Consider the following 23,866-nt stretch of genomic DNA (forward strand, 5'->3'; position numbering starts at 1 on the left):
ATCTGGTCGAGGAAATCCATGAATTCGTGCGTGCCGAAGGCATTGGTCTCGGGCGTCTTGCCCCAGGCCGCGTTGAGCCCGCGCGGTCTCTTGTCGGCCGGACCGATGCCGTCTCGCCAATGATATCCGTCCGCGAAACAGCCGCCCGGCCAACGAATGACGGGGACCTTGATGCGGCGGAGCGCAGCGACAACATCCGATCGAATACCGCGAACATTCGGAATCGTAGAATCGGGGCCAACCCAGATGCCCTCGTACACACCGCGCCCGAGGTGCTCGACAAACTGACCATAGATGTTCGGATCGATCGTCGGGCCGCTTGCGGTTGCCGAGATGGCAATGTGCGAACGAAGCTCAGCTGCTGCCTTGCCCGTTTCGGCAGCCGACCCGCTGACCGGAACTGCAACACTGGCTAAGGTGATGAATCCGAGTGTTCGTTTTCCCTTTCCCCAGGATATCCGCACCTTCACTACTCCTCTCTGCCGCCGGCATATCGATGGCTTGCGAAACCCGGCCAGTCAATCATATTAAGGAATGGAATTCCATATATCGGAACAAAATTATGCCGCCGAATTTTGATGCGAGTGGAGCGCGCCGCGCGGAACCCAAGGAGAAGGACCGCGGCTGCCCCGCCATCATGGAAGTCACTCCGCGAAAGGAGGTACGGCGATGAGCCTTGCATTCGACCGGCGCTCGCTCTGCCTTGGCGCGGCGGCGCTCGCAGGCTGCGCGACCGCGCGCGTCCGCGCTGCCGAGCCCGAAGGTCCGCTGCTCTTCGCCTATTTCAGTACCGGCAAGGGCGAGGCGGACGGACTGAAACTGGCCGTCAGCGAGGACGGTTTCACCTTCCGCACGCTCGGTGGCGTAGGGGGCGGCGGCAAGCCGTTCCTCGTGCCCGAAGTCGGCGAGAAGAAGCTGCTGCGCGATCCTTTCCTCTGGCGCGGCGAAGGGCCCGATGCGCCATGGCACTGCGTCTGGACCACAGCGTGGGAAGGCGTGACGATCGGCCATGCCACCACGCGCGATTTCGTGAACTGGACGCCCCAGCGCGCGGTGCCGGTCATGGCCTCGGTGCCGGGAACCCGCAATTGCTGGGCGCCCGAGGCGATCTACGACCCGGCCACGCGGCGCACGGTGATTTTCTGGTCGAGCACTGTCGAGGGCCGGTTCCCCGAAACGGCAGGCACCTCCGAGAGCGGCTACAATCACCGGCTCTGGTACACGACCACCGCCGATTTCGAGACTTTCGCCCCGCCGCAAGTGCTCTACGATCCCGGCTTCAGCGTGATCGACGGCACGTTTGCGCACGCGCCGGACGGCGGCCTCTGGCTGGTGGTGAAGGACGAGACCGTGAACCCGCCGCGCAAGTGGCTGCGTGCCGCTTCGGCAGGAAGTCCACTGGGGCCCTTCGCACCGCTTGGCGAGCCGTTCACCCCCTCGTGGGTGGAAGGCCCGATGACAACCCGGATCGGCGCCGAGCTCATCTGCTATTACGATGTCTACCGCGACGGCCACTGGGGCGCGATGGCCACGCGCGACATGATCCACTGGCAGGATGTGAGCGACCGTCTCGTCATGCCGCCGGGCGCGCGCCACGGTTCGCTGGTGCGGATCGACCGCAGGCTTCTCGCCGCGCTCGAAGGCGGAATGGGCGGTACCTGAAAAAGCGGCTCCCGGATGGAGGTCCGGGAGCCGTCAGTGCCGGCGCGGGAGGGCCCCGCCGGGATCTTCGAAATCAGAATTTCACGTTGACGCCTGCCGAGATCGTGCGGCCGACACGCGTCTGGAACAGCGTGTCCTGGCGCTCGCTGTCGGTGTAGAGGCTGTTCTGCTCGTCGGTGAGGTTGGTGCCTTCGAGGATCAGCTTCACATTGTCCGTCAGGTTGTACGAGGCCGAGGCATCGACATACGTGGTCGCGTGGTTGCCCACGAGATCGCTGCCGGGCGAGGCCGGGATGCCGCGAATGAACGGCCCGCGATAGTTGATCGTGCCGCGAATCGAGAACTTGGCGTTCTCCCAATACAGCGTGCCCGACGCGGTATCCTTCGACAGGCCGACCAGATCGTCGCGCGTCGTTACCGTGCAGACGCCGCCCGAGCTGGAGAGGCAGTAATTGATCTTCGACATCACGTGCGTGTAGTTCGCCAGCACGCCGAAGTGGCTGATGAAGCCCGAGACGAAGTTGAAGGGAATCTGCGCGTTCAGTTCCACGCCCTTGAGCGGGCCGCCCGGTGTATTGGTGGGCGTGGAGATGTTGAACAGCTCATCCGGTGTAGTGTTGCTGCCGATCAGCAGTTCGTTCGGCAGGCCCAGCGAGCTGAACGGCACCAGCGAGTTCACGCTCTGCACGTACGTCTTGATGTCCTTGTAGAAGAACGCGGCAGAGAGCAGCGAGCCGGGACGGAAGTACCATTCCACCGCCGCGTCGAACGTATTGGCGCGGATCGGTTCGAGCAATGGATTGCCCAGCGAGCCGGAACGCGTGGTGGGATTGATAGTCACCGTGGGCGCCAGCGAAGTCAGTGCCGGGCGCGACATGACCTTGGCGGCGGAAAGGCGCAGCAGCAGGTCTTTCACCGGCTCGAACACGATGTTGGCCGAAGGCAGCCAGTCGTCGTAACTGCGCGAAACGGCACGGAACTGGCCGGTGAGGCCGGTGGGCGAAGTAGGGTCCGACAGGTTGATGTAGCCGGTCGAACGCTGCCAGGTGTGGATGTAGCGCACGCCCACGTCACCGCGCAGGCCGAAACCCACCGCATCGGAGAAGTCGAACGTGCCCATCAGGTAGGCACTGCTCTGCTCTTCCTTCACGCCCGGGTTGGTTTCGCCGCAGCCGGTGCAAGTGCGCGCGTCGAACAGGTTGTAGGTGTCCGCGAGCTTCTGCCAGTCCAGCGTTGCCCAGCTCGACGGAGCGCCATGGCCCCAGACTTTGTCCATCCCCGTGATCTGTGTAGTGATATCCGCCAGTGAGACGCCCGAGGGCAGCGCCTGCACCAGCGTATCGGCAGTGTAATAGGTGGTCAGCCGCTGCTTGAAGTCGCTGGAGCGGAACTGGCCGCCGGCGTGGATCTTGAACGCGTCCGAGACGTCATAGTGCGCGTTGAACTCGCCCAGCACGCCATCGGTGGTGTTGCTGGCGGGCTTTCCTTGCAGGCTGAACCCACCGGTAACGATGCCTGCGCCCGGCGTCGGGCCGTAGAGGAAGTTGTTCGGATCGGACACGTCGAAGCCGAAGCCCAGCACCGGAGTACGCCCGCCGCCGGTATAGTCGATCGAGAAATTGTCGGTATCCAGCGCGTCCATGAAGTATTGCATGCGCACCTTGTCTTTCCAGACCGACTGGTTGAGGCCGAACTTGGCGTCAATCGTCAGTCGATCCGTAAAGCGGTGCATGAAGTTCAGGTTCATCTGCTTAAACGTGGTGGAATACTTGGAGTGCAGGCCCTCCGAGCGCACGTCCACGCCGTCCAGCAGCGCATATTGCACCGACCCAAGATCGGAAAGCTGGGCATCCTTGATCGACATCATCGGGTAGCCCTGGTTCGACGCCGAACGGCCGAACGAGATCGCCTCGATATAGTTGTCGTCACGCGTGACGTTCAGGCGCGAATAGAGGAAGTCGAGCGAGATATCGGTATCGTCGTCCGGCTTATACTGAAGCGACAGCGTGCCGCCGATGCGTTCCTGGGTCTGGTCGGAATTCAGGTAACGCGGGATGCGCGGGAAGAACGCGCCGCTGCCGGCGGTATTCGGCATATCCTCGCGGCGGGCATCGTAGATGGTCTGGTAGGCATCGGTGGTGCTGGTGCGCGGATTGCCAGTAGAGCAGTTGTTCGCGTCCGCTCCAGTCACGGCACTGTTGCCAGGATTCTGCGGCGCGAAGCCGATCGGCGAACAGAACATGCCGTTCTGGTTGGCCGAAAGAATATCCACCGCCGAATAGCCCACCTCGCGCGTGGTGCGCTTCTGGTAGGCGAGCGAGCCCAGGATGCCGAAGCCGCTGTCCCCGAACTTCTTGGAGACCAATGCCGAAGCGCGCGGATCGACCTTCTTGGACAGCGCGTTCCACACGCCGCGCCCGGTGGCGGAGAACACGAAGTCCTGCGCCTGATCCATCGGCCGGGGCGCGGAAAGGTCCACCGTCGCGCCCAGCGAGCCTTCCTCGACATCGGCCGAGGGCGTCTTGCGCACGGTCAGCGCCGAGAAGATTTCGGTCGGAAAGACGTTGAAGTCGAAGCTGCGGCCGTTGTTGCCCGCGCCGTAGATGTCCGAGCCGCCCGTCTGCGCGGCGGCTTCCATGCCATTGATGCGCACGCGGGTGAAATCGGCACCCAGGCCGCGCACCGAGATGTTCTTGCCCTCGCCGCCGTCACCGCGCTGGAGCGCCACGCCGGGAATGCGCTGCATCGATTCCGCAAGGTTGGAATCGGGGAACTTGCCAAGGTCTTCGGCCTTGATGGTGTCGATCGCGGCCGTCTGGTCGCGCTTGTCGGCCAGTGCGGCGTTGAGCGAGGCGCGGAAGCCCGTAACAATGATGTCCTCGGGGCTGGGTGCCGGATCCGCGCTCGCATCCTGAGGCGCGGCATCCTGCGCAAAAGCATGTGAAGACAGAGACATCAGCGCGGCAAGAGCCAGCGCCGGGGCCGATACGCGGCTGCACATGACGGACTTGGAGGTCGCCCTACCCATTATCTCACTCCCAATATGGCTCTGTTGTTAGTCCCATTATGTGGGATCACGTGTTACCATATATGGCACTTTCGATCATTTCCAGTCAAAATCGCTTCCAAACGATCCATACCCCTTAATTCCACGCATGACGGGAACGGCTTGCCGCACCGGATCCGGCCCGCGCGGATTGACTTTCGCTGCTCCCGATATATGCGATCATAAACCGTCATATGGGACATAATCCCAATGCGGCCCATGATGAAATGATCTGGAGAGGATCGACATGTCCCTGACCACGGCGCTTGCTCTGGCCCTTGCCTCCGTCACCGGTGGTGCCGCTTCCGACGTGCCCGCGATCCAGATCGATCTTGCCGGCAAGACGCCCGAGCAGATGCCCGCCTTCCGCCCCGGCGGCAGCGGCGTGGAGCGCCGCGATCCCTCCGGCGGGTTCCTCTATTCGGTGGCGCTGCCCGAAGGCATCTACCGCGTGACGCTGACATTGGGAGACAAGCGCAGCGCCGGGAATACTACCGTGAAGGCCGAGAGCCGCCGCCTGTTTCTGCGCGATGTCGCCACCCGGCGCGGACAGACGGTTACCCGCAGCTTTCTTGTCGACGTGCGCGATGCCCACCTTCCCGCCCAGCCCGCAGGCGCGCCGCGCTTCGGCCAGACGGTGCTGCTGGACGAGCGCGATCTCGCCAGCTTCAGCTGGGACGACAAGCTGACGTTCGAATTCCTCGGCCAGCCGCGCGTGTCTGCCATCCACATCGAGCCCGCGCAGGCCCCGCGCCTGTTCCTTGCCGGGGACTCCACCGTGGCGGACCAGTACACCGAGCCGTTCACAAGCTGGGGCCAGATGCTGCCGGCGATGCTGGACGACCACATCGCCGTGGCCAACCACGCCAAGTCCGGTGCGACGCTCAAGTCCTTCATCGCGCAGTTGCGCTTTACCAAGGTGCTGACGCAAGTGCGCGCGGGGGACTGGCTGTTCATCCAGTTCGGCCACAACGACCAGAAGGCCGAATGGCCGATGACCTACCTCGATCCCGAACTGACCTATCCGGCTTACCTACGCAGCTACATTGCCGAGGCGCGCCGCCGCGGCGTCCATCCCGTGCTGGTGACCTCGCCCGAGCGGCGCAATTTCGACGCGGCCGGCAAGATCAAGGACACGCTCGGCGCCTATGCCGCCGCGGTCCGCAAGGTGGCGGCGGAAGAGAACGTGCCGCTGATCGACCTCAACCGCGACAGCGTCGCGATCATGCAGGCGCTCGGCCCCGAAGTCTCGCCGCGCGCCTTTGCGGAGGACGGCAAGGACAAGACGCATAACAGCAACTACGGCGCCTGGCTCTTCGCCGCCGCCATCGCCCGGCAGGTGCGCGAAAAGATCCCCGAACTCGCGCCTTACGTCACGCTTGGGGACTTCGATCCCGCCCATCCGCCGCTGCCCGATGCAATGCCGATCGCGCCCAGCATTCCGCTCGACGAAAGCAAGCCGGAAGGGAGCTAAGCGGATGGACATGCCTCGCCGCCTGTTCTCCGGCCTCTGCCTGACGGGAGCCCTGATGCCGCAATCCCTGCTCGCGGCCGAGGGCCGTTTCGATGTCCGCCACTTCGGCGGAAAGGGCGACGGCACGGCGATCGACAGCCCGGCCTTCAACGCCGCGATTGCCGAAGCCGCGCGCGTCGGCGGTACGGTGGTGGTTCCAGCCGGTCGCTATCTCTGCTTCTCGATCCGCCTCCAGAGCCGGATCAGGCTGGTGTTCGATCGCGGCGCGGTGATCGTCGCGGCTGATCCGGCGCTCCACGGCGGCAGCTACGACCTGCCCGAGCCCGCCCCCGGCCTCTATCAGGACTTCGGTCATAGCCACTGGCGCAACAGCCTGATCTGGGGTGAGGACCTTGAAGACGTGAGCATCGAGGGCCCCGGTCTGATCCACGGCCTTGGCCTCACGCGCGATGGCCCCGGCGCGCGCTGGAAGGCGCAGACTGGCGAGCGTCCGCTTTCGATGCAGGGCATGAGCGAGCGGCAGATCGCCGATCTTGAACCCGCCGTGGCGGCGATGCAGGGCCTCGGCAACAAGGCCATCGCGCTGAAGCGTGGCCGCAATATCCGCCTATCCGGCTTCTCCATTCTCAAGGGCGGGCACTTTGCCATTCTCGCCACCGGCACCAGCGCGCTGCTGATCGAGAACCTGACCATCGACACCGACCGCGACGGCATCGACCTCGACAGCGTGCGCGATACTTTGGTGCGCGGCTGCAAGGTCAATTCGCCGAACGACGATGGCATCGTGCTCAAGTCCAGCCTTGCGCTGGGCGAATCTATCGCGGCTGAAAACGTGATGATCCGCGACTGCGCGGTCTCGGGCTACGATCTTGGCACGCTGATCGACGGCACCCGGCGCAAGACGCAGCAATTCGCGCCTGATCGCGACCGCGTGACCGGCCGCATCAAGCTCGGCACCGAAAGCAATGGCGGCTACCGCAATGTCGTGGTGCAGGATTGCACCTTCACCCATTGCCGGGGCCTCGCGCTGGAGACGGTGGACGGCGGCGTCATGGAAAACGTCGTCGCCAGCCGCCTCGTCCTGCGCGACGTCACCACCGCGCCGCTGTTCGTGCGCCTCGGCGACCGCAGGCGCGGGCCGGAGGGGACTGGAATCGGCGCGGTGCGCCGCGTGGTCTTTTCGGAGATCGACGCGCGGGGAATCGATCCGCGCTTCCCTGTCGCTTTCGCAGGCCTGGCCGAGCGGCCCATCGAATCGATTGTCCTGCGCGATGTCCATCTCGTCTATGGGGCGCGCGGAATGGCGGGCGGAACCGCCGAAGATGCCGCGCGCGCCGTGCCCGATCACGCGAATGCCTACCCGGAACCCAGCATGTTCGGCGTGCTTCCGGCATGGGCGCTCTGGGCCCGCCATGTGGAACAGCTTTCCGTGGATCGGTTCAGCGCCGAAACACTGGCAAACGAGGCGCGACCGCCCATCCATCTCGAAAACGTCGCATTTCCGCGCTTTTCGCGCACGCCGCTCCGGCCAAATGACGATTGACCGGGGCTTGTGGATCGGTTACCAAATATCGGTATTGATATCCACATAATGGAACAACGGGAGAATAGGGGTGCCGGATACCGGGACGGGGTCGATCCACGCCTTCAGGATGCAATTGAAGCCTGGCACGGTTGCGGAATATCGCCGCCGCCATGACGCGATCTGGCCCGAACTCTCCGCCCTGCTGACCGAAGCGGGGATTTACGACTATTCGATCTTCCTCGACGAGGAGAGCCTGGCGCTCTTCGCCGTGCTGCGCGCCGCGCCCGGCAATACCCGCGATACTCTGCCCGATCACCCGGTGATGCGCCGCTGGTGGGACCATATGGCCCCTCTGATGGAAGTGGAACCCGACAATCGGCCGAAGGAATGGCCGCTCCCGCTCATGTTCCACATGGATTGAGCAGCATGAAACGCGCGCTGCTCACCGCCCTGCTGCTGACGGCTGTCCCGCTTCCCGCAATCGCGCAGGAGGCGAAGCCCACGGCCGATCTTTCGGCGCCGGTCCAGAAATTCGGCCGCGTCTCGTTCGACGCGCGCTCGCTGATGATCGACGGCAAGCGGCAGGTGATCTGGTCGGGCGAGTTCCACCCGTTCCGCCTGCCCAGCCCGGACCTGTGGCGCGACGTGCTGCAGAAGATGAAGGCCAGCGGGTTCAACACCGTCGCGCTCTATTTCGACTGGGGCTACCACTCGCCCAAGCAGGGCGTCTACGATTTCAGCGGTATCCGCGATCTCGACCGGCTGCTGACGATGGCGGATGAAGAGGGCCTCTGGGTCATCACCCGCGCCGGGCCTTACGTAAACGCAGAACTGTCGCGCGGCGGATTCCCCGGTTGGCTGGTCAACCAGAAGGCGCGCGCCCGGACCGACGATCCCGAATACATGGCCGCCGCCGATGAGTGGCTGACGCAGATCAACGCGATCATTGCCCGCCACCAGATCAACGGCGACGGCAAAGGGCATAAGGGATCGGTGATCCTCCACCAGATCGAGAACGAACTGGCGCTGACCACGCCCGCCCAGCGCCGCTACATGGATCACCTCTACGCCAAGGCGCGCGCCGACGGCATTACCGTGCCGATCTTCCACAACGATCAGGGCCGCAACGGCTACTGGGTGCCGGAGGGATCGCTGGTGGACAAAGTCGTCCACGGCCCCAATGACATGTACGCCTTTGACGGCTACCCCGGCGGCACCTGCACCGTGGACGGCAAGCCGACGCGCGGCGTGGCCGCGCCCGACTGGGGCTTCTACGGCCCCGGCGGCGCCAAGGGCGGTGCCTCTGCCTCACCGAAAACTCCCGGTTTCCTTGCCGAATTCGGCGGAGGCTGGTTCGATTACTGGGGATCCAACGGCGGTTACGAGTGCAACGCGGTCCAGCGCGGCAAGCGGTTCCAGCGGGTGTTTTACGGCACCAATCTGGCCAACGGCATCGGTATCCAGAGCTTCTACATGACTTATGGCGGCACCAGCTGGGGCTGGTTGCCCGCCCCGGTGGTGTTCACCAGCTACGACTACGGAGCGGCCATCTCCGAGGCGCGGAACCTGCGCGAAAAGGCGCTGGAGATGAAGCAGCTTGGCGGGCTGATCGCCTCAGTGCCCGATCTTGCGAGCATGGTCCCGGCGGGGGCGGTCGATGTTTCCTCACCCGACATCCAAGTCTACCACAACAAGAGCCCGGAGACCGGCGCGCGCTTCCTGCTGGTGACGCACAAGCCGTCGAACGGACAGGGTAGCGCGGCCTTCACCGTGACCGCCATGCTGCCGGACGGGCGCTACAGTTTCCCGATTCAACTCAATGGCTTCGACGCCAAGTGGCTGGTCGCGGGCGTAAATCTCGGCGGTCAGCGGCTGGTCTATTCGACCTCGGAACTGCAGTCGGTATCGAAAGCCGGAACCAGCGATCTCCTGCTGCTCTACGGCCGCGCGGGCGAGACCGGCGAGACCGTTCTGCGCTATGCCTCCGCCCCGAAAGTCGAGGTTTTGGAGGGCTCCGCACAAAGCGCCTTTAACGACACCAAGGGTGACCTGAAACTCACCTACGCGCATCAAAGCCGCACGGTCCTGCGCGTGACGGGAGGCGGGCGCGAAGACCTCACGCTGATCCTCGCCGACGAGGCGGAAGGCACCCATTACACCCGCGCCGAGACCGCCGCCGGACCCGTTCTGGTGCGCGGCCCCGAACTCGTCCGCAGCGCCGCGCTCAGGGGCGGCTCCCTGACCCTCACCGGCGACACCGGCGCGGCCGGTCCGATCGAAGTCTGGGCGCCCGGCAGCCTCCGCACCCTTTCGTGGGACGGCGCCCGCATTGCGGTCAAGCCCAGCGCCATCGGCAGTCTCACCTCCATCGCGCCGCTGCCCGGCCCCGCGCCAATTGCGCTTCCCACGCTCACCGGCTGGCGCATGGCCAAGGGCTCGCCCGAAGCCGATCCCGCGTTCGATGACAGCACATGGCAGGCCGCAGGCGGCAACCGCCCCAACACCACCATCACCCAGCGCCCCGACGGCCAGCCGAACCTCGCCATGGATGCCTACGGCTTCCACGAAGGCGACGTCTGGTATCGCGGCCGTTTCGAGGGCAATCCCGGCGCCAAGACCGTCTCGCTGTTCTACGGCGCGGGCGGTTCCGGTCTCCTTCAGGCGTGGCTCGACGGCAAGTTCATCGGTCAGGCCGAGACGCCCAGCGGCCTCCCCCGCCCCATCACCACGGGCACTGTCACGCTCGACCTTCCGCCCGAGGCGCAAGCAGGCGGCAGCCATGTCCTTTCGGTCATGGTCCGCAACAACGGCCACAACTGGGACCTCGATTCCGACGACTTCCACAAGGAAGCGCGCGGGCTGATCTCGGCCTCGATCTCGCAGCCCGGCGGGCGCAGCTTCGCCGTGCCGATTGCATGGAAGATCCAGGGTCAGCGCGGCGGCGAAGACCTTGCCGATCCCGTGCGCGGCCCCGCCAACAGCGGCGGCCTCTACGGCGAGCGCATGGGCTGGCACCTGCCCTTGTTCGACGACCGTCAGTGGACCGCCGCCCAAGTTCCCGCGACCAGCGCCGCGCCCGGTACGACATGGTATCGCACCGCGTTCGACCTCGCCGTGCCCAAGGGGCAGGACGCCACTATCGCGCTTGCCTTCGGTGACACCGAGAGCCCGCGCTCGGCCGCGAAATACCGGGTGCTGATCTTCATCAACGGCTGGAACATGGGGCAGTTCGTCGCCCACATCGGCCCGCAGCGGGTCTTCCCGATCCCCGAGGGCATTCTCAACCATCACGGCACCAACCATGTCGCCCTTGCAGTGACGAGCGACGGCGCCCCCGGCGACGCATTGGAAGCGGTTAAGCTCGTCACGCTGCGCAACGTCCGGGGCGGAATCCCCGTGCAGATGGTCCCTGCGCCCACCCGCCCGGATCAGCTGAAGTGACCTTGGACGCGCTCACCCGCCGCCAGCTGGGCATCGGCAGCGCCGGCGCGCTCTGCCTTGCCGCGCTGCCCGGCATGGCCAGCGCCGCGCCGAAGGCAGGTGCACGCCCATGGCCCTATCTGATTGGCGCGGACGTCTCGTGGATCCCCGAGGACGAAGCGGCAGGCGCGACTTATTACGAGGGCGCAAAGCGCAAGGACCCGCTCGCCATCTTCCGCGACGCCGGTTTCAACGCGATCAAGCTGCGCCTCTTCGTCGATCCCGCGAACGGCTATTCGAAAGGCAAGCCCGGCGGCCCGTGGTGCGACCTGCCCCACACCATCGATTTCGCGCAGCGCATCAAGGCCGCCGGTTTCCACCTCTCGGTGACGCTCCACTATTCGGACACCTGGGCCGATCCGCAGCATCAGGACAAGCCCGCGGCATGGGCGAACCTGCCCTTCCCCAAGCTGGTCGAAGCCATCCATCGCCATACCGCCGAGACGTTCGCGGCGATGAAAGCCGCCGGTGTCGCCCCCGATCTGGCGATCCTGGGCAACGAGACGACTTTCGGCATGCTCTGGCCCGACGGCCGCGTGCCGCTGACCATTCCCACCGGCAATCCGGTGACCGACAAAGTGCACATGAACGTGCCGGGCGCGGGCGGCTACGACCAGTTCGCCGCGCTGTTGAAGGCCGGGATCGCCGCCACCCGTGCACAGCTTCCCGGAACGCCGATCGCGCTCCACAATCACCTCGGCCGCCACTGGCCGATCGTCCAGTACTGGACCGACAATCTCATGTCGCGCGGCGTCGATTTCGATGCGCTCGGCTTCTCCTGCTACCAGCAGGCGGCGCAGGGCGACTGGGAGCGGACGTTCACCGAATTCAGCCGCCGCTACCCGGACAAGGGTTTCTTCGCGATCGAGTACTCCTCGCGCAAGCGCTACCTCAATGACCTGATCCATGCCCATCCGAACGGGTGGGGCAGCTTCATCTGGGAGCCGACCCGCCATCAGGAGGCGATCTTCCTAAAGGACGGCCGCAATGCCGGGGAAGGCCCGCGCCCCGATCTGCTGTCGCAGGGCCTGAACGCAGCCGAAGCGCCCGGTGCAACGCCCCCTTCGGGGCCCGTCGCCAGCGCAGCGAAATCCGAAAACCATGGCGGCCGGTACGATGCCGATCCCGCCTTCCTCCAACTCTATCGCCAAATGGCGCGCGATTACGGAGTCCTGAAATGACCCGGTCCGCGCCCCGCCGCAGCTACGCCCACAGGAGAACTTGAGTGGCCGCCCTAACCCATGACATCCCCCGCCAGCAGGTCACCGCGGCGATCGACCTGCTGATGCATAACCTCGTCAACATCAAGGACGAGACCGGCGAATTCCTGCTGCACCTCGAAGACGGCCGCGTAATCGACACCAAGGGCTGGGCCGGCTGGGAATGGACCCACGGTGTCGGCCTGTTCGGCATGTGGCGCTATTTCGAGCAGACCGGCGACGAGAAGGCGCTGGACATCATCCGCCAGTGGTTCGAGGACCGCTTCGCGGAGGGCACGCCCACCAAGAACATCAACACGATGGCGCCCTTCATCACGCTGGCCTACCTCTACGAGCTGGACGGCGATCCGCGCTATATTCCCTATCTGGACACCTGGGCCGAGTGGCTGATGGCGCCCGATGGCTTGCCCAAGACCGAGGAAGGCGGCTTCCAGCACATCGTCTACAACGACGAGAACCCCGGCGAGCTGTGGGACGACACGCTGATGATGAGCGTGCTGCCGCTGGCCAAGATCGGCCTGCTGCTGGGCCGCCCGCACTATATCGAAGAAGCCAAGCGCCAGTTCCTGATCCACATCAAGTACCTGGCCGACAAGAAGACCGGCCTGTGGTTCCACGGCTGGGATTTCAACGGCCGCCACAACTTTGCCGAGGCGCTTTGGGCGCGCGGCAACTGCTGGGTGACGATCGCCATTCCCGAGATCATCGACCTGCTCGATCTCGAACCCGGCGATGCCTTCCGCACATTCCTGATCGATGCGCTGGCCGCGCAGGTCCGCACGCTGGCTGGTGCGCAGGACGCGGAAACCGGCCTGTGGCACACGCTGATCGACGATCCGACGAGCTACCTTGAAGCCTCCGCAACGGCGGGCTTCGCCTATGGCATCCTGAAGGCCGTGCGCAAGGGCTACCTGCCCCGCGAATACGAAGCTGTGGGCATCAAGGCGGTGCGCGGCGTGCTCGCCAATATCGACGAGACGGGCGAGCTTCAGCAGGTCAGCTTCGGCACGGCGATGGGCGACACGCTCCAGTTCTACAAAGACATCGCGCTCACCTCGATGCCTTATGGACAGAGCCTTGCCATCTGCGCGCTGGCCGAGTTCCTGCGGACCTATATCTGACGATGCGCGGGGCGGCTTCCCTGTTGCTGGCGGCGGGCTTCGCGCTCGCCGGTCCGGCGCAGGCGGCCGCCACGCCGCCTCATGAGGACTGGGTGCATTTCGAGCCTGCGCGCGGGGATTTTGCTCTCGCGAAGGACGGCCGGGTCGCGCAAGTTGTCACGGCGCCGGAAGACTACGACGTGGTCCGCATCGCCGCCGAGGACTTGCGCGGTGACCTGACCGCCGTCACCGGCGTCAAAGCGGCATCGGGCACTGAGGTCTGGATCGGCACTTTGGGCCGCAACCCGGGCATCGACCGGCTTGTCGCGGCGGGCCGGATCGATGCTGCCAAGCTGCGCGGCGCATGGGAAAGCTTCGTCATCGCCGCCGTGCCCGACCCGGCGCCCGGCGTGAAGCAGGCGCTGGTGGTGATCGGCAGCGACCGGCGCGGGACGGCCTACGGGGCTTACGAACTCTCGCGCGCCATCGGCGTCTCGCCGTGGCACTGGTGGGCGGACGTTCCGCCCGAACATCATGACGCGCTCTACGTCTCCGCCGGAACGCGGCGCTTCGGGCCGCCTTCGGTGCAGTATCGCGGGATCTTCATCAACGATGAGGACTGGGGCCTCGTGCCCTGGGCGCAGGGTACTTTCGCCCCGAACGAACCCGCACCGGGGCCGAAGACCTATGCGAAAGTCTTCGATCTGCTGCTGCGGCTGCGCGCCAACACGCTCTGGCCCGCGATGCACAAAGCCAGCCGCGCCTTCAACGCCGATCCCGCCAATGCTGCGCTGGCCGAGCGCTACGGCGTGGTCATGGGCACCAGCCATGCCGAACCGATGCTGCGCAACAATGTGGGCGAATGGACGGGCAAGGCGGACGACTTCAACTACCTGACCAACCGCGATGCCATCCGCGATTACTGGCGCCAGCGGGTCCGCAGCAATGCTGCCTACGAGACGATCTGGACGCTCGGCCTGCGCGGTATCCATGATAGCGGCATGATCGGCCCGAAGACCGACGAGGAACGCCGCGCCGCGCTGGAACAGGTCTTCGCCGACCAGCGCCAGATGCTGGACGAGGCCGGGATTGCCGGCGCGCCGCAAGTCTTCACGCCCTACAAGGAAGTGCTCGACATCTACCGCGCCGGGCTGAAGGTGCCGGGCGACGTGACGCTGATGTGGACGGACGACAACTTCGGCTATCTGCGCCACTTTCCCGACGATGCCGAGCAGGCGCGCGGCGGCGGCAACGGCGTCTACTACCACCTCTCCTACCTCGGCGCGCCGCTCTCCTACATCTGGCTTTCGACCACGCCGCCCGCACTGATCCGAGAGGAAATGGGCCGCGCGTGGGACAACGGCGCACGCAAGATGTGGATCGCCAATGTCGGCGACATCAAGCCCGCCGAACTGGACATCGACTATTTCCTGAGCCTTGCCTGGGATATCGAGGGCACACGCACCCAGCCGATCGGGACCTGGGTGGGCCAATGGGCCGAGCGCGCTTTGGGCCAGGGCACCGGCGCGCAGGCCGCCGACGTGCTGGGCGATTACTACCGCCTCAACTTCGCGCGCCGTCCCGAGCATCTCCAGTGGTATCTGCCGGGCGAGAAGCCGCATGCCAGTCCTCTGAGCATCGCCGAGGCCGACGCGCGCCTCGCCGGGTTCGCGGCGATGGAGCAGCGCCTTGCCGCGCTGCGCCCGCTGATCCCGGCCGACCGGGCCGATGCGTTCTTCGAACTGCTGGACTATCCGGTCTCCGCCTCGGCCGCCGCCAACCGCCGCTTCTTCGCCGCCGAGGCGCATGACGCGCTGCGGGACGCGGACCCTGCGGAAAGCTGGCGCCGCGCACGGATCGCCGCTGATGCCGACGCGGAACTGACTGCCCTCACCCGCCGCTACAACCGCGAGATCGCGGGCGGCAAGTGGCGCGGGATCATGGCCGTGGAGCCCGCCGACGGCCAATGGCGCGGCTTCCGCCTGACGCCGCCGGTCGTGCCCGCTGTCGCCGAAATGCCCGCCGTTGGCGATGCCGCGCCCGTCCCGGCCGCTCCCGTTCTGCCCATGCTGACGCCCGCGCAATTCGCACGCGCAAAGGGCTGGCGTCTAGTCGACGGCCTCGGCCGCAACGGCGCGGTACTGGCCGCGGAAGCACCTTCAGCCCCGACAAATGCATCCATCGTCCTGCCCGCCGGAAACTGGCGCGCGGTGGTCGATCTGCTGCCCACCTACCCTTCCGACAACGGCGACATGCTGCGGCTCACTGTCCGCATCGACGGTACCGCGCAAACGCTGAACGTGCCGCGCCATACCGGAGACCACGACTGGGCCCGCGCCGTGCTCGACAACCGCATTTCCCTGCCGCTCTCCGCCGCGCTCGGCGCGGGGCAGCACAGGGTTTCGATCGAAAGCGGCGACCCCGCTGTGATGATCGAGGCGATCCGCTTCGTCCCTGCTGACAAAACGATTACTCCGACATAATAACAGCCGCCAATCGGTCCGCCCACGAAGGCGGCCCCTGTAAAAGAACAATACGGTGAAGGATCCTGTAGTGCCCCAAAGCCAAGCGGCCGTGCGTCCCGTGCGCCTGAGAAACTACCTCGCCTATGGCTCCAACGACGTGCTCGGGGCCGGATCGATGGCGGTCATCTCCGGCTGGGTGCTGATCTTCTACACCCAGTTTTGCGGGCTTTCGGCGGCACAGGCAGCGACGATCTTCGCGGTGGCGCGGGTGCTGGACGCCTTCGCCTCGCCGATGATCGGCTATATCTCCGACCACTTCGGCACCACCGCACTGGGCCGCCGGTTCGGGCGGCGGCGCTTCTTCATTCTCGCCGCGATCCCGTTGCTCCCCAGCTTCGCGCTGATGTGGCTGCCGGGGCAGCATTTCTGGTACTACCTCGTCACTTACGTACTGTTCGAGCTGGTCTACGCGATGGAGATCATCCCGTTCGAAACGCTCGCGGCGGAAATGGCCAGCGACTACCGCGTGAAAGCCAAGTTCGCCGGTTCGCGCATCCTGTTCGGACAGGCCGCCGCGATCCTCGCGGGCTTCCTGCCGCTCTGGCTGATCAATACGCTGGGGCGCGACAGCGCGGATACCTTCTTCTACATGGGCCTGATCTTCTCGGGCCTGTTCATGGTGACGGCAGGGCTGCTCTACCTGTTCAGCTGGGAGCGTCACATGCCCGGCGGCACGCCGCTGCCCGCAGACCACCGCAAGACGGCGGCCGGGCCGGTGGACGCGCTGAAGGCGCTTTACCGCAATCTCTTTTCCACCATGCGCATCCGCGCCTTCCGCCTGCATCTGGGCATCTACCTCGGCGGCTATATCAGCCAGGACATCTTCAACGCGGCCTTCATCTTCTTCGTGATCTTCGCGATGGCAGGCACCACCGCAATTGCCTCGGGCCTGCTCGGCACGATGTACATCGTGCAGTTCGTGGCAGTGGTGATCGCCATCAACATGGCCCTGCGCGCCTCGCCCAGCACCGCCTACCAGATGGCCGCCGCCAGCTTCGCGGCAGGGGCGATCACACTGGTAGGCCTGTGGATCGGCGGCGTTACGGCCACGAGCCACATGGTCTGGATCCCCATCGTGCTCGCAGGCCTCGGACGCGGCGCGCTCAACTACATTCCCTGGGCCACCTACAACTACATGGCCGACGTGGACGAGATCGTCACCGGCCGCCGCCGCGAGGGCAGCTTCGCGGGCGTGATGACGTTCGTGCGCAAGGCCACCCAGGCGGCAGCCGTGGCGGGCGTGGGCTTCGTGATGCAGGCGGGCGGCTTCGTCTCTGGCGCGGCGCGGCAGAGCGACGGCGCCATTCACACCATCGCATTGCTGCTGGGCTTGGGTACGGTGGGCATGCTGGTGTTCGGCGTTGCCGTCTCGATGCGCTTCCGCCTCTCGCCCGCGACCCACGCGGTGCTCATGACCGAGATCGAGCACTTGCGCAGCGGTGCCCGCACGCCCACCAGCCCCGAGGCGCAGGCGGTGGTGGAAGACTTTTCGGGCTGGCGCTACGACCAGCTCTGGGGCCGCAATCCGCTGGTGGAGCAGGACACCGCGAACGGTGATCTCGGCGAGCCGGTGAACGCGGGGAACTGATCCAGTGGCGGGCGCGGGGCGCGTGAATGCGCTCCGCCACTTCCACCCACCCCGTTCATCCGAAGCCTGTCGAAGGATGCGAGGCCTCGCGCCACGCCCGCAGGGGGCTTCGACAAGCTCAGCCTGAGCGGAATTGAGATGTCATGGTTGCCTTATCCGGCGCCCTGCACCCCGCACGCGCCTCCCTCACCGCCTCGGCGCGCGGTAGCCGACGGCCTCGCCGATGCGGCCAGCCGCCGCCACGATCGCGGCAACAAGCTCAGGCACGATATCGTCGGTCAGATAATGCGCGGCGCTCGCGATGGAGATGGCGATGCAGATCTGGCGGCGCGCATCGCGGATCGGCACCGCAATCGACCGCACACCGTCGCCCAGTTCGCTGTCATGCAGCACATAGCCGCGTGCCTTGTGCTCGCGCATCAGCGCGATGTATTCCTTCATCGCCTTGGCCGGAACCTTGCCGCCATTGGCCTCGCGGTAGAGGTCTTCCCATACCGCCTCGTCCTCGTCGAGCAGCAGCGCCTTGCCCAGGCCGGTTTCGGCGATAGGGCGGCGATCGCCCGGCGCGGTCGCCACGCGCAGACGCTGGCGGCCGGTCACGCGATCAAGGTGGCGCGACCAGTTGCCTTCGCGCTTGCCGACGAAGACGCAGAAGCCGGTCTCGTCTGACAGCTTTTCCATGAACGGACGGGCGACGCGCACGAAGTCGATCTGTTCGGTAGCCATCACGCCCAGTTCGAGCAGCTTGGGCCCCAGTCCGAACCCGTCGTTCGTGACCGAAAGATAGCCGCGCGAGCGAAGCGCCTGCGCAAGGCGGTGCGCGGTGGTCTTGCTCATGTCCAGCTTGCGCGCGAGATCCGCCGCGCGGATGGGGCCGTCGATCACTTCGTCCATGATGTCGAGTGCACGCATCAATGTCTGCGTGCCCTTCACTTCGACATCGGGCTTGTCCTCGCGCAGTGTCGCCATTGGTCAGAATCTCGCTGTTGCGGTCCACTTATAGGGACGCATGTCCACCTGTCCCACCGATCTATACCCTGCACGGGCAAGGTCAACTCAATTGCATGAAGCGCGTCGGCGCCAATCCATCACGCGGAGAGCATGTCGAGCGCCCTGGCCAGCACATCGTCAGGCTCGCCCAGCGCCGCGATCCGCGCCCATCCGCCAAGATCGCCCAGCGAATAGCCGAGCTGACGGTCGACGACACTGGCGTCGGCATCCGAAGCATCGCCCCGGCGCGCATCGACGCGGGCGCGCAGGACATCGCCCGGCGCTTCCAGCCACAGACCGGTGAAAGGGACTTCGCAAGCGCGCGCCACCTCCGCCAGAGCATCGCGCTCGGACGGATCGGCCAGAACGCCATCGACGATCACACTGCGGCCCGCCCACAGGGCCGCCTGCACTTCCGTCATCAGCCGGGCATAGACCTCGCGGCTCTGCTCGCGCGTGTAGGCGGAAGGCGGCAGCCGCGTTTCCGGCGGCACGCCGGCCATGCGCTTGCGCAGCACGTCGGTCCGCAGCCACCGCGCGCCGGGCGCGCTTCCGACATGTGGGGCCAGCCCGCCCGCGAGCGTCGATTTGCCGGTGCCGCTCAGCCCGCCGACCGCGACGAGGCGCGGCACCGGTCGGTCGAGAAAAGTGAGCGCCGCCGACAGATATCCGCGCGCGGCAACCCGGCGCCGTTCGCCCGCTGCGGGGTCGGTCTGACGCGCGGCCATGCTCGCGCTGACATGGGCGCGGACCGCCGCGCGCATCGACAGGAACAGCGGCAGCGTTTCCAGCCCCTCGCTTTCGCCGGACATGTCGCAATAGCGATTGAACAGCAGCGACGCCTCGCCGTGGAGGCCGCGGCGCCACAGGTCCATGAGTACGAAGGCGAGATCGTAGAGCACGTCCGATGTCGCCAGTTCGGGATCGAATTCAAGGCAATCGAACGGCGTCGGCCGTCCGTTCCACAGGCAGATATTCGCAAGATGCAAGTCGCCGTGGCAGTGTCTTACGTGGCCGTCCGAGGCCCGGCGGTCCAGCAAGGGCGCGATCCGGTCCAGTTCGGCAAGGCTGCGGCGGCAGAGGTCGTCGCAGGTCTCGGCAGGCAGCAGGCCATCGGGAAGCGCGGCCATGCTCGTGCGGTTGCCCTCGATTACCGAGCGCACCCGTGCGGCGCCCGGCCCGATCACGATTTCCGCGCTCTGGTGGAACGCGGCAATGGCATTGGCCAGTTCGCGGATCAGGAGCGGATCGAGCGGGCCTTGATGCGCCATCGTATCGAGCAGGCATTCAGGCGCGAAGCGGCGCATGACCACCAGCCAATCGACCGGCTCGCCCTGCCCGATTGCAAGCGAACCGTCCGGCAGACGGCCCACCGGCTCGACCGCGAGATAGAGGTCCGGCGCGGTGCGACGATTGAGTGCAAGTTCGGCCTCGCAGACCTTGCGGCGCTGCGCGAGAGTGGAGAAATCGAGATAGGGAAAGCGCACCGCGCGCTTGAGTTTGTAGACGCGCTCACCGGCGAGGAAGATCAGGGCGGCGTGGGTATCGATCCGCTCGACGGGCGTATCGAGGCCGTAGCTATGGGCTTGCGAAAGGAAGGCGATTGTCTCGGCCTGATCGTCGCAATCGCGCATGCCTCGTTCGTCTCCGGTTGCGGCCTGCATCGGCCTAGCCGAACCGCGCGCGGCGGTCGAGAAATCTCGGGCCGCCTGCCGCTGCGCAAAAACTTTCGAATTTTCCCACCCGCTTGCGGCGAGGCGCTTGCGAAGGCGGTCAAACCTGTCCTAGCGACGGCGGATGGTCGCACGTTTCCGTAAATTCACGCTCCTCGCCGGGCTGGCCGCCCTTGCTGTAACTGCCGGTGCCAAAGCCGCCGAAGCTCCGCCGCAGCGGGTGCTCTATTCGGGCGCAACCGTGATCGACGGGACCGGGGCCCCGGCCCGCGCCGGTCAGGACATTCTCGTCGAGGGCGAGCGCATCGTCGCGGTAGGGCCGCATGGCTCGCTGCCCGCCGGACAGGCGCGCAGCGTCGACCTCGCGGGGCGCTGGGTGATCCCCGGTCTGATCGACACGCATGTCCACATGGCCACCCCGCCCAACCCAAAGCGGGCGCAGGCGATGTTGCGGCGCCTGCTCTACGGCGGCGTCACCACGGTCCGCGATATGGCGGACGACTTGCGCTCGGTCAGCGAACTGTCCCGCCAGACGCTGGTCAGCGAAATCCCGGGGCCCGACATCCGCGCCGCCGCCGTCACCGCCGGACCGCCGTTCTTCAACGACCCGCGCATCGGCGCGGTCAGCATGGGCTACAAGGCGGGCACCGCCCCCTGGGCGCAGGCGATCGACGAGAGCACCGACATTCCCACGGCGATCACGCTGGCGCGCGGCACTGGCGCTGCCGCGATCAAGATCTATGCCGACCTGCCGGCCGACCTCATCGCCAAGCTGACGGCCGAGGCGCACCGGCAGGGCATGCTGGTCTGGGCGCACAGCGCGGTCTTCCCGACGCGCCCGGCGGACGTGATCGCGGCGGGCGTCGATGTCGTCAGCCACGCCTGTTATCTCGCCTATCAGGTCGAGCCGGTCATGCTGGCCTCGTACGAGGATCACACCCCGGTCAATGAGAGCCTGCTGGCGAAGACGGGTGACGATCCGGTGATCGCCGGGCTCTACAAGGCGATGCTGGCGAAAGGCACCATCGTCGATGCCACCGGCAGCCTTTTCGTGCGCTACGACAAGCTGCGCAAGACGCACCCGGAAATCCGGCCGCTGCGCTGCACCGGCGCGACGACCGCGCGGCTGGTGCGACAGGCATGGAAGGCCGGAGTGCCGGTTTCGGCAGGCACGGATTTCGAGGCCGATGTCGCCAGCCCCTGGCCCGCCCTCTATGACGAGCTGGACTTCCTTGCCCACGATGTCGGCATGCCGCCGCTGGAGGTGATCCATGCCGCCACGCTGGTCGGCGCCGAAGCGGCCGGGCAGGCGAAGGACACCGGCTCCATCGCGGCGGGCAAGCTTGCCAATTTCGTGGTGCTCGCCGCCGATCCCGTGAAGGACATCGGCAACGTGCGCAGCATCGCCATGACAGTGAAGCGCGGCAAGGAATTCGCCCGCGCCGACTACCGGCCGGTGACGGTCGAGGAAATGGGGAATGACGATGAAGATTGATCGGCGCGCATTGATCGCAGGGGGCTCGGTCGCGATGGCCGGTGCCGCGCTGGGCCCGCGTGCCATGGCGGCCGCCGTGGGAGCAAGCGATCCGGTCGCGGGGCGCATCGTCATCAACGCGCTGGGCGGCCTGGGTGACCCGAACAGTCCGGAAGGCGGCGACGCGGTCCTGTTCAGCCCGCGCGTGCTGGAAGAGGCGCGCGCTTCGGGGCTTACGGCCGTCAATGTCACGCTCGGGTACGTTTCGGGCCCGCAGGACCCGTTCGAATTCAGCGTGCGCTCCATTGCCGAAACCGATGCGGCCATGCGTGCCCATCCCGACCGCCTGCTGAAAATCCTGACCGCTGCCGATATCCGCAAGGCCAAGGCGGAAGGCAAAGTGGGGGTCATCTACGGCTTCCAGAACGGCGCGATGATGGGCAATGATGCCTCGCGCGTGGACATCTTCGCGAACCTTGGCGTCAAGGTGATCCAGCTCACCTACAACCCGGCCAACCAGCTTGGCGATGGCTCGATGGCCCCGGAAAACCGGGGGCTCACGCCCTTCGGCCGCGAAGTGGTCGAGCGGCTGAACGCGGCGAAAGTCATGGTCGACCTGTCGCACAGCGGCGAGCAGACCTGCCTGGAGGCGGCGCGTATTTCCAAGGCACCGATCTCGATCAACCACACGGGCTGCCGCTCCGTCACCAACCTGCCGCGCAACAAGACCGACGCGGAACTGCGGCTGGTGGCCGAAAGGGGCGGGTTCGTGGGGATCTACTCGATGCCGTTCCTCAACCTCTCCGGCCATGCGACGGCCGAGGACGTGGTGCGCCACATCGACTATGCCGTGAACCTGTGCGGCGAGGACCACGTGGGCATCGGCACCGACGGCACGGTGACGCAGATCGACGATCTCGTCGCCTATCGCGCCGCACTCGCCAAGGAGATCGCCGAGCGCCGCGCCGCCGGGATCAGCGCGGCAGGCGAACGGCCGGATACCTACCCCTTCGTGGTCGACCTGCGCGGCCCCGACCAGTTCCGCAAACTCGCGCGGTTGCTGGAGGCGAAGGGCTATTCGCAGGCGCGGATCGACAAGATCCTCGGCCTGAATTTCCTGCGCTACGCCGAAACCATCTGGGGCGCGTGACCATGCGGCTGATCGATGCGGCGGAAGTGGCGCAGCGGCTGGACCACCGGACCGGCATCGCGCTGGTGCGCGAGGCGATGATCGCGCTCTCGACCGGCGGCAGCAAGCAATTGCTGCGCGGAATCATCGACCTCGATGAGGGCAATGCCTTCGGCGTCATGCCCGGCGCGCTCACCGGATCGGGCTTCGGCGCCAAGATCGTGAGCGTCTTTCCGGGCGCGGCGGCGCAGGGCCGATCGCATCAGGGCGTGATCGTGACGTTCGATCCCGTGACCGGCGCGCCCGCCGCCGTCGTCGATGCCGGTGAGGTCACCGCGATCCGCACCGGCTGCGCGACCGCCGTCGCCACTGACGCGCTGGCGCGGGCGGATGCCAAGCGCCTCGCGATCCTCGGCACCGGCGAGCAGGCCTGGCACCACGCCGCCGCACTGCGCCATGTCCGCCCCTTCGAGGCCGTCTCCATCTGGGGCCGCGATCCCGCCAAGACGCGCGCCATGGCGACGCGGATCGAGCGGGACTTCGGCCTTGCCACCCGCACGGCCAGTAGCGTGGACGAAGCGGTCAAGGATGCGGACGTGATCTGCGCGGTCAGCGCCGCCGCCGAACCGATCCTGCTTTCGGAGCAAGTCGCCGATGGCGTTCACGTCAATGCCGTCGGTTCAAGCCGTGCCGGGCCGGTCGAGATCGATCCCGCGCTGGTCCGCCGCACGCGCTTCATTCCCGACCACCGCGTGGGCGTGCTGGCACAGGGGGCCGAGTATCTGCGCGCGGTCGAACTCGGCCTTGCGGCCGAGGACGATGTCGGTCCCGAAATCGGCAGGATTCTCGCCGGCCTCGACGCCGGGCGCGAGGCCGCTTCGCAAGTCACGGTCTACAAGTCGCTGGGCTCGATCGTTCAGGACCTCGCCTGCGCGGCCTTTCTCGCACACTAAGCCCGGAGCCGGCGACCGACCTGCCCG

16 protein-coding genes (1 of these 16 running past the window's edge) are annotated in these 23,866 nt (G+C 66.3%); 12 read left to right on the forward strand and 4 right to left on the reverse strand.

Annotated elements, in window-relative coordinates; translation table 11 throughout:
- Positions 1-260, reverse strand: partial view of an alpha-N-arabinofuranosidase gene (locus AC1VVM_RS23885; protein ID WP_482956729.1) — the beginning only. The gene continues 1,168 nt to the left of window position 1, outside the view; only the first 260 of its 1,428 coding nucleotides appear in the window; it begins with the start codon at positions 258-260; its stop codon lies off the left edge, out of view.
- Between the two features lie 409 nt (positions 261-669).
- On the opposite strand from AC1VVM_RS23885, the gene AC1VVM_RS23890 reads away from it, so the two are divergent.
- Entirely contained in the window at positions 670-1,662 is a 993-nt protein-coding gene (locus AC1VVM_RS23890) for a glycoside hydrolase family 43 protein (protein ID WP_482956730.1), read from the forward strand.
- Positions 1,663-1,735: 73 nt separating this feature from the next.
- On the opposite strand, the gene AC1VVM_RS23895 is transcribed toward AC1VVM_RS23890, so the two are convergent.
- The gene (locus AC1VVM_RS23895) at positions 1,736-4,690 is read right to left on the reverse strand and encodes a TonB-dependent receptor (RefSeq protein WP_482956731.1); all 2,955 of its coding nucleotides are present in this window, start codon (positions 4,688-4,690) and stop codon (positions 1,736-1,738) included.
- A 265-nt stretch (positions 4,691-4,955) separates the two neighbouring features.
- Between AC1VVM_RS23895 and AC1VVM_RS23900 the strand changes: the two genes are divergently transcribed.
- From AC1VVM_RS23900 to AC1VVM_RS23935, 8 genes are all read left to right on the forward strand, one after another.
- Positions 4,956-6,182 carry a rhamnogalacturonan acetylesterase gene (locus AC1VVM_RS23900; RefSeq protein ID WP_482956732.1) on the forward strand — a complete coding sequence of 409 codons (1,227 nt, stop codon included), beginning with the start codon at positions 4,956-4,958 and terminating at the stop codon, positions 6,180-6,182.
- 4 nt (positions 6,183-6,186) lie between these two features.
- Entirely contained in the window at positions 6,187-7,725 is a 1,539-nt protein-coding gene (locus tag AC1VVM_RS23905) for a rhamnogalacturonidase (protein ID WP_482956733.1), read from the forward strand.
- Between the two features lie 109 nt (positions 7,726-7,834).
- Complete coding sequence (locus AC1VVM_RS23910; RefSeq protein ID WP_482906734.1) at positions 7,835-8,128, forward strand: L-rhamnose mutarotase; 294 nt, start codon at positions 7,835-7,837, stop codon at positions 8,126-8,128.
- 5 nt (positions 8,129-8,133) lie between these two features.
- The gene (locus tag AC1VVM_RS23915; RefSeq protein WP_482956734.1) at positions 8,134-11,148 is read left to right on the forward strand and encodes a glycoside hydrolase family 35 protein; all 3,015 of its coding nucleotides are present in this window, start codon (positions 8,134-8,136) and stop codon (positions 11,146-11,148) included.
- Positions 11,145-12,368 carry a glycosyl hydrolase 53 family protein gene (locus tag AC1VVM_RS23920; protein ID WP_482956735.1) on the forward strand — a complete coding sequence of 408 codons (1,224 nt, stop codon included), beginning with the start codon at positions 11,145-11,147 and terminating at the stop codon, positions 12,366-12,368. The genes AC1VVM_RS23915 and AC1VVM_RS23920 overlap by 4 nt, the downstream gene beginning before the upstream one ends.
- Positions 12,369-12,412: 44 nt before the next feature.
- Positions 12,413-13,528: a beta-galactosidase BglB gene (bglB, locus tag AC1VVM_RS23925; RefSeq protein ID WP_482906178.1), complete on the forward strand. Its 1,116-nt coding sequence runs from the start codon at positions 12,413-12,415 to the stop codon at positions 13,526-13,528.
- A 2-nt stretch (positions 13,529-13,530) separates the two neighbouring features.
- Positions 13,531-15,990 carry a glycosyl hydrolase 115 family protein gene (locus AC1VVM_RS23930; protein ID WP_482956736.1) on the forward strand — a complete coding sequence of 820 codons (2,460 nt, stop codon included), beginning with the start codon at positions 13,531-13,533 and terminating at the stop codon, positions 15,988-15,990.
- 70 nt (positions 15,991-16,060) lie between these two features.
- The gene (locus AC1VVM_RS23935; protein ID WP_482956737.1) at positions 16,061-17,620 is read left to right on the forward strand and encodes an MFS transporter; all 1,560 of its coding nucleotides are present in this window, start codon (positions 16,061-16,063) and stop codon (positions 17,618-17,620) included.
- Positions 17,621-17,806: 186 nt separating this feature from the next.
- Here the strand turns inward: AC1VVM_RS23935 and AC1VVM_RS23940 are convergent, their stop codons facing one another.
- Both AC1VVM_RS23940 and AC1VVM_RS23945 read right to left on the reverse strand, forming a co-directional pair.
- Entirely contained in the window at positions 17,807-18,589 is a 783-nt protein-coding gene (locus tag AC1VVM_RS23940; protein ID WP_482906181.1) for an IclR family transcriptional regulator, read from the reverse strand.
- Positions 18,590-18,708: 119 nt separating this feature from the next.
- Positions 18,709-20,244: a bifunctional aminoglycoside phosphotransferase/ATP-binding protein gene (locus AC1VVM_RS23945; protein ID WP_482956738.1), complete on the reverse strand. Its 1,536-nt coding sequence runs from the start codon at positions 20,242-20,244 to the stop codon at positions 18,709-18,711.
- A gap of 163 nt (positions 20,245-20,407) precedes the next feature.
- Here AC1VVM_RS23945 and AC1VVM_RS23950 point away from each other — a divergent pair, with 163 nt between their 5' ends.
- The 3 genes from AC1VVM_RS23950 to AC1VVM_RS23960 are packed head-to-tail and all read left to right on the forward strand — an operon-like array spanning position 20,408 to position 23,839.
- Positions 20,408-21,778, forward strand: coding sequence for an amidohydrolase family protein (locus AC1VVM_RS23950; RefSeq protein WP_482956739.1), 1,371 nt, complete (start codon positions 20,408-20,410; stop codon positions 21,776-21,778).
- Complete coding sequence (locus AC1VVM_RS23955) at positions 21,768-22,907, forward strand: dipeptidase (protein ID WP_482957370.1); 1,140 nt, start codon at positions 21,768-21,770, stop codon at positions 22,905-22,907. Before AC1VVM_RS23950 ends, AC1VVM_RS23955 begins: the two co-directional genes overlap by 11 nt.
- A gap of 2 nt (positions 22,908-22,909) precedes the next feature.
- Positions 22,910-23,839 carry an ornithine cyclodeaminase family protein gene (locus tag AC1VVM_RS23960; RefSeq protein ID WP_482956740.1) on the forward strand — a complete coding sequence of 310 codons (930 nt, stop codon included), beginning with the start codon at positions 22,910-22,912 and terminating at the stop codon, positions 23,837-23,839.
- The last annotated feature ends 27 nt before the right edge of the window (positions 23,840-23,866 follow it).

This window comes from Novosphingobium sp. BL-S-33 (assembly GCF_056857025.1).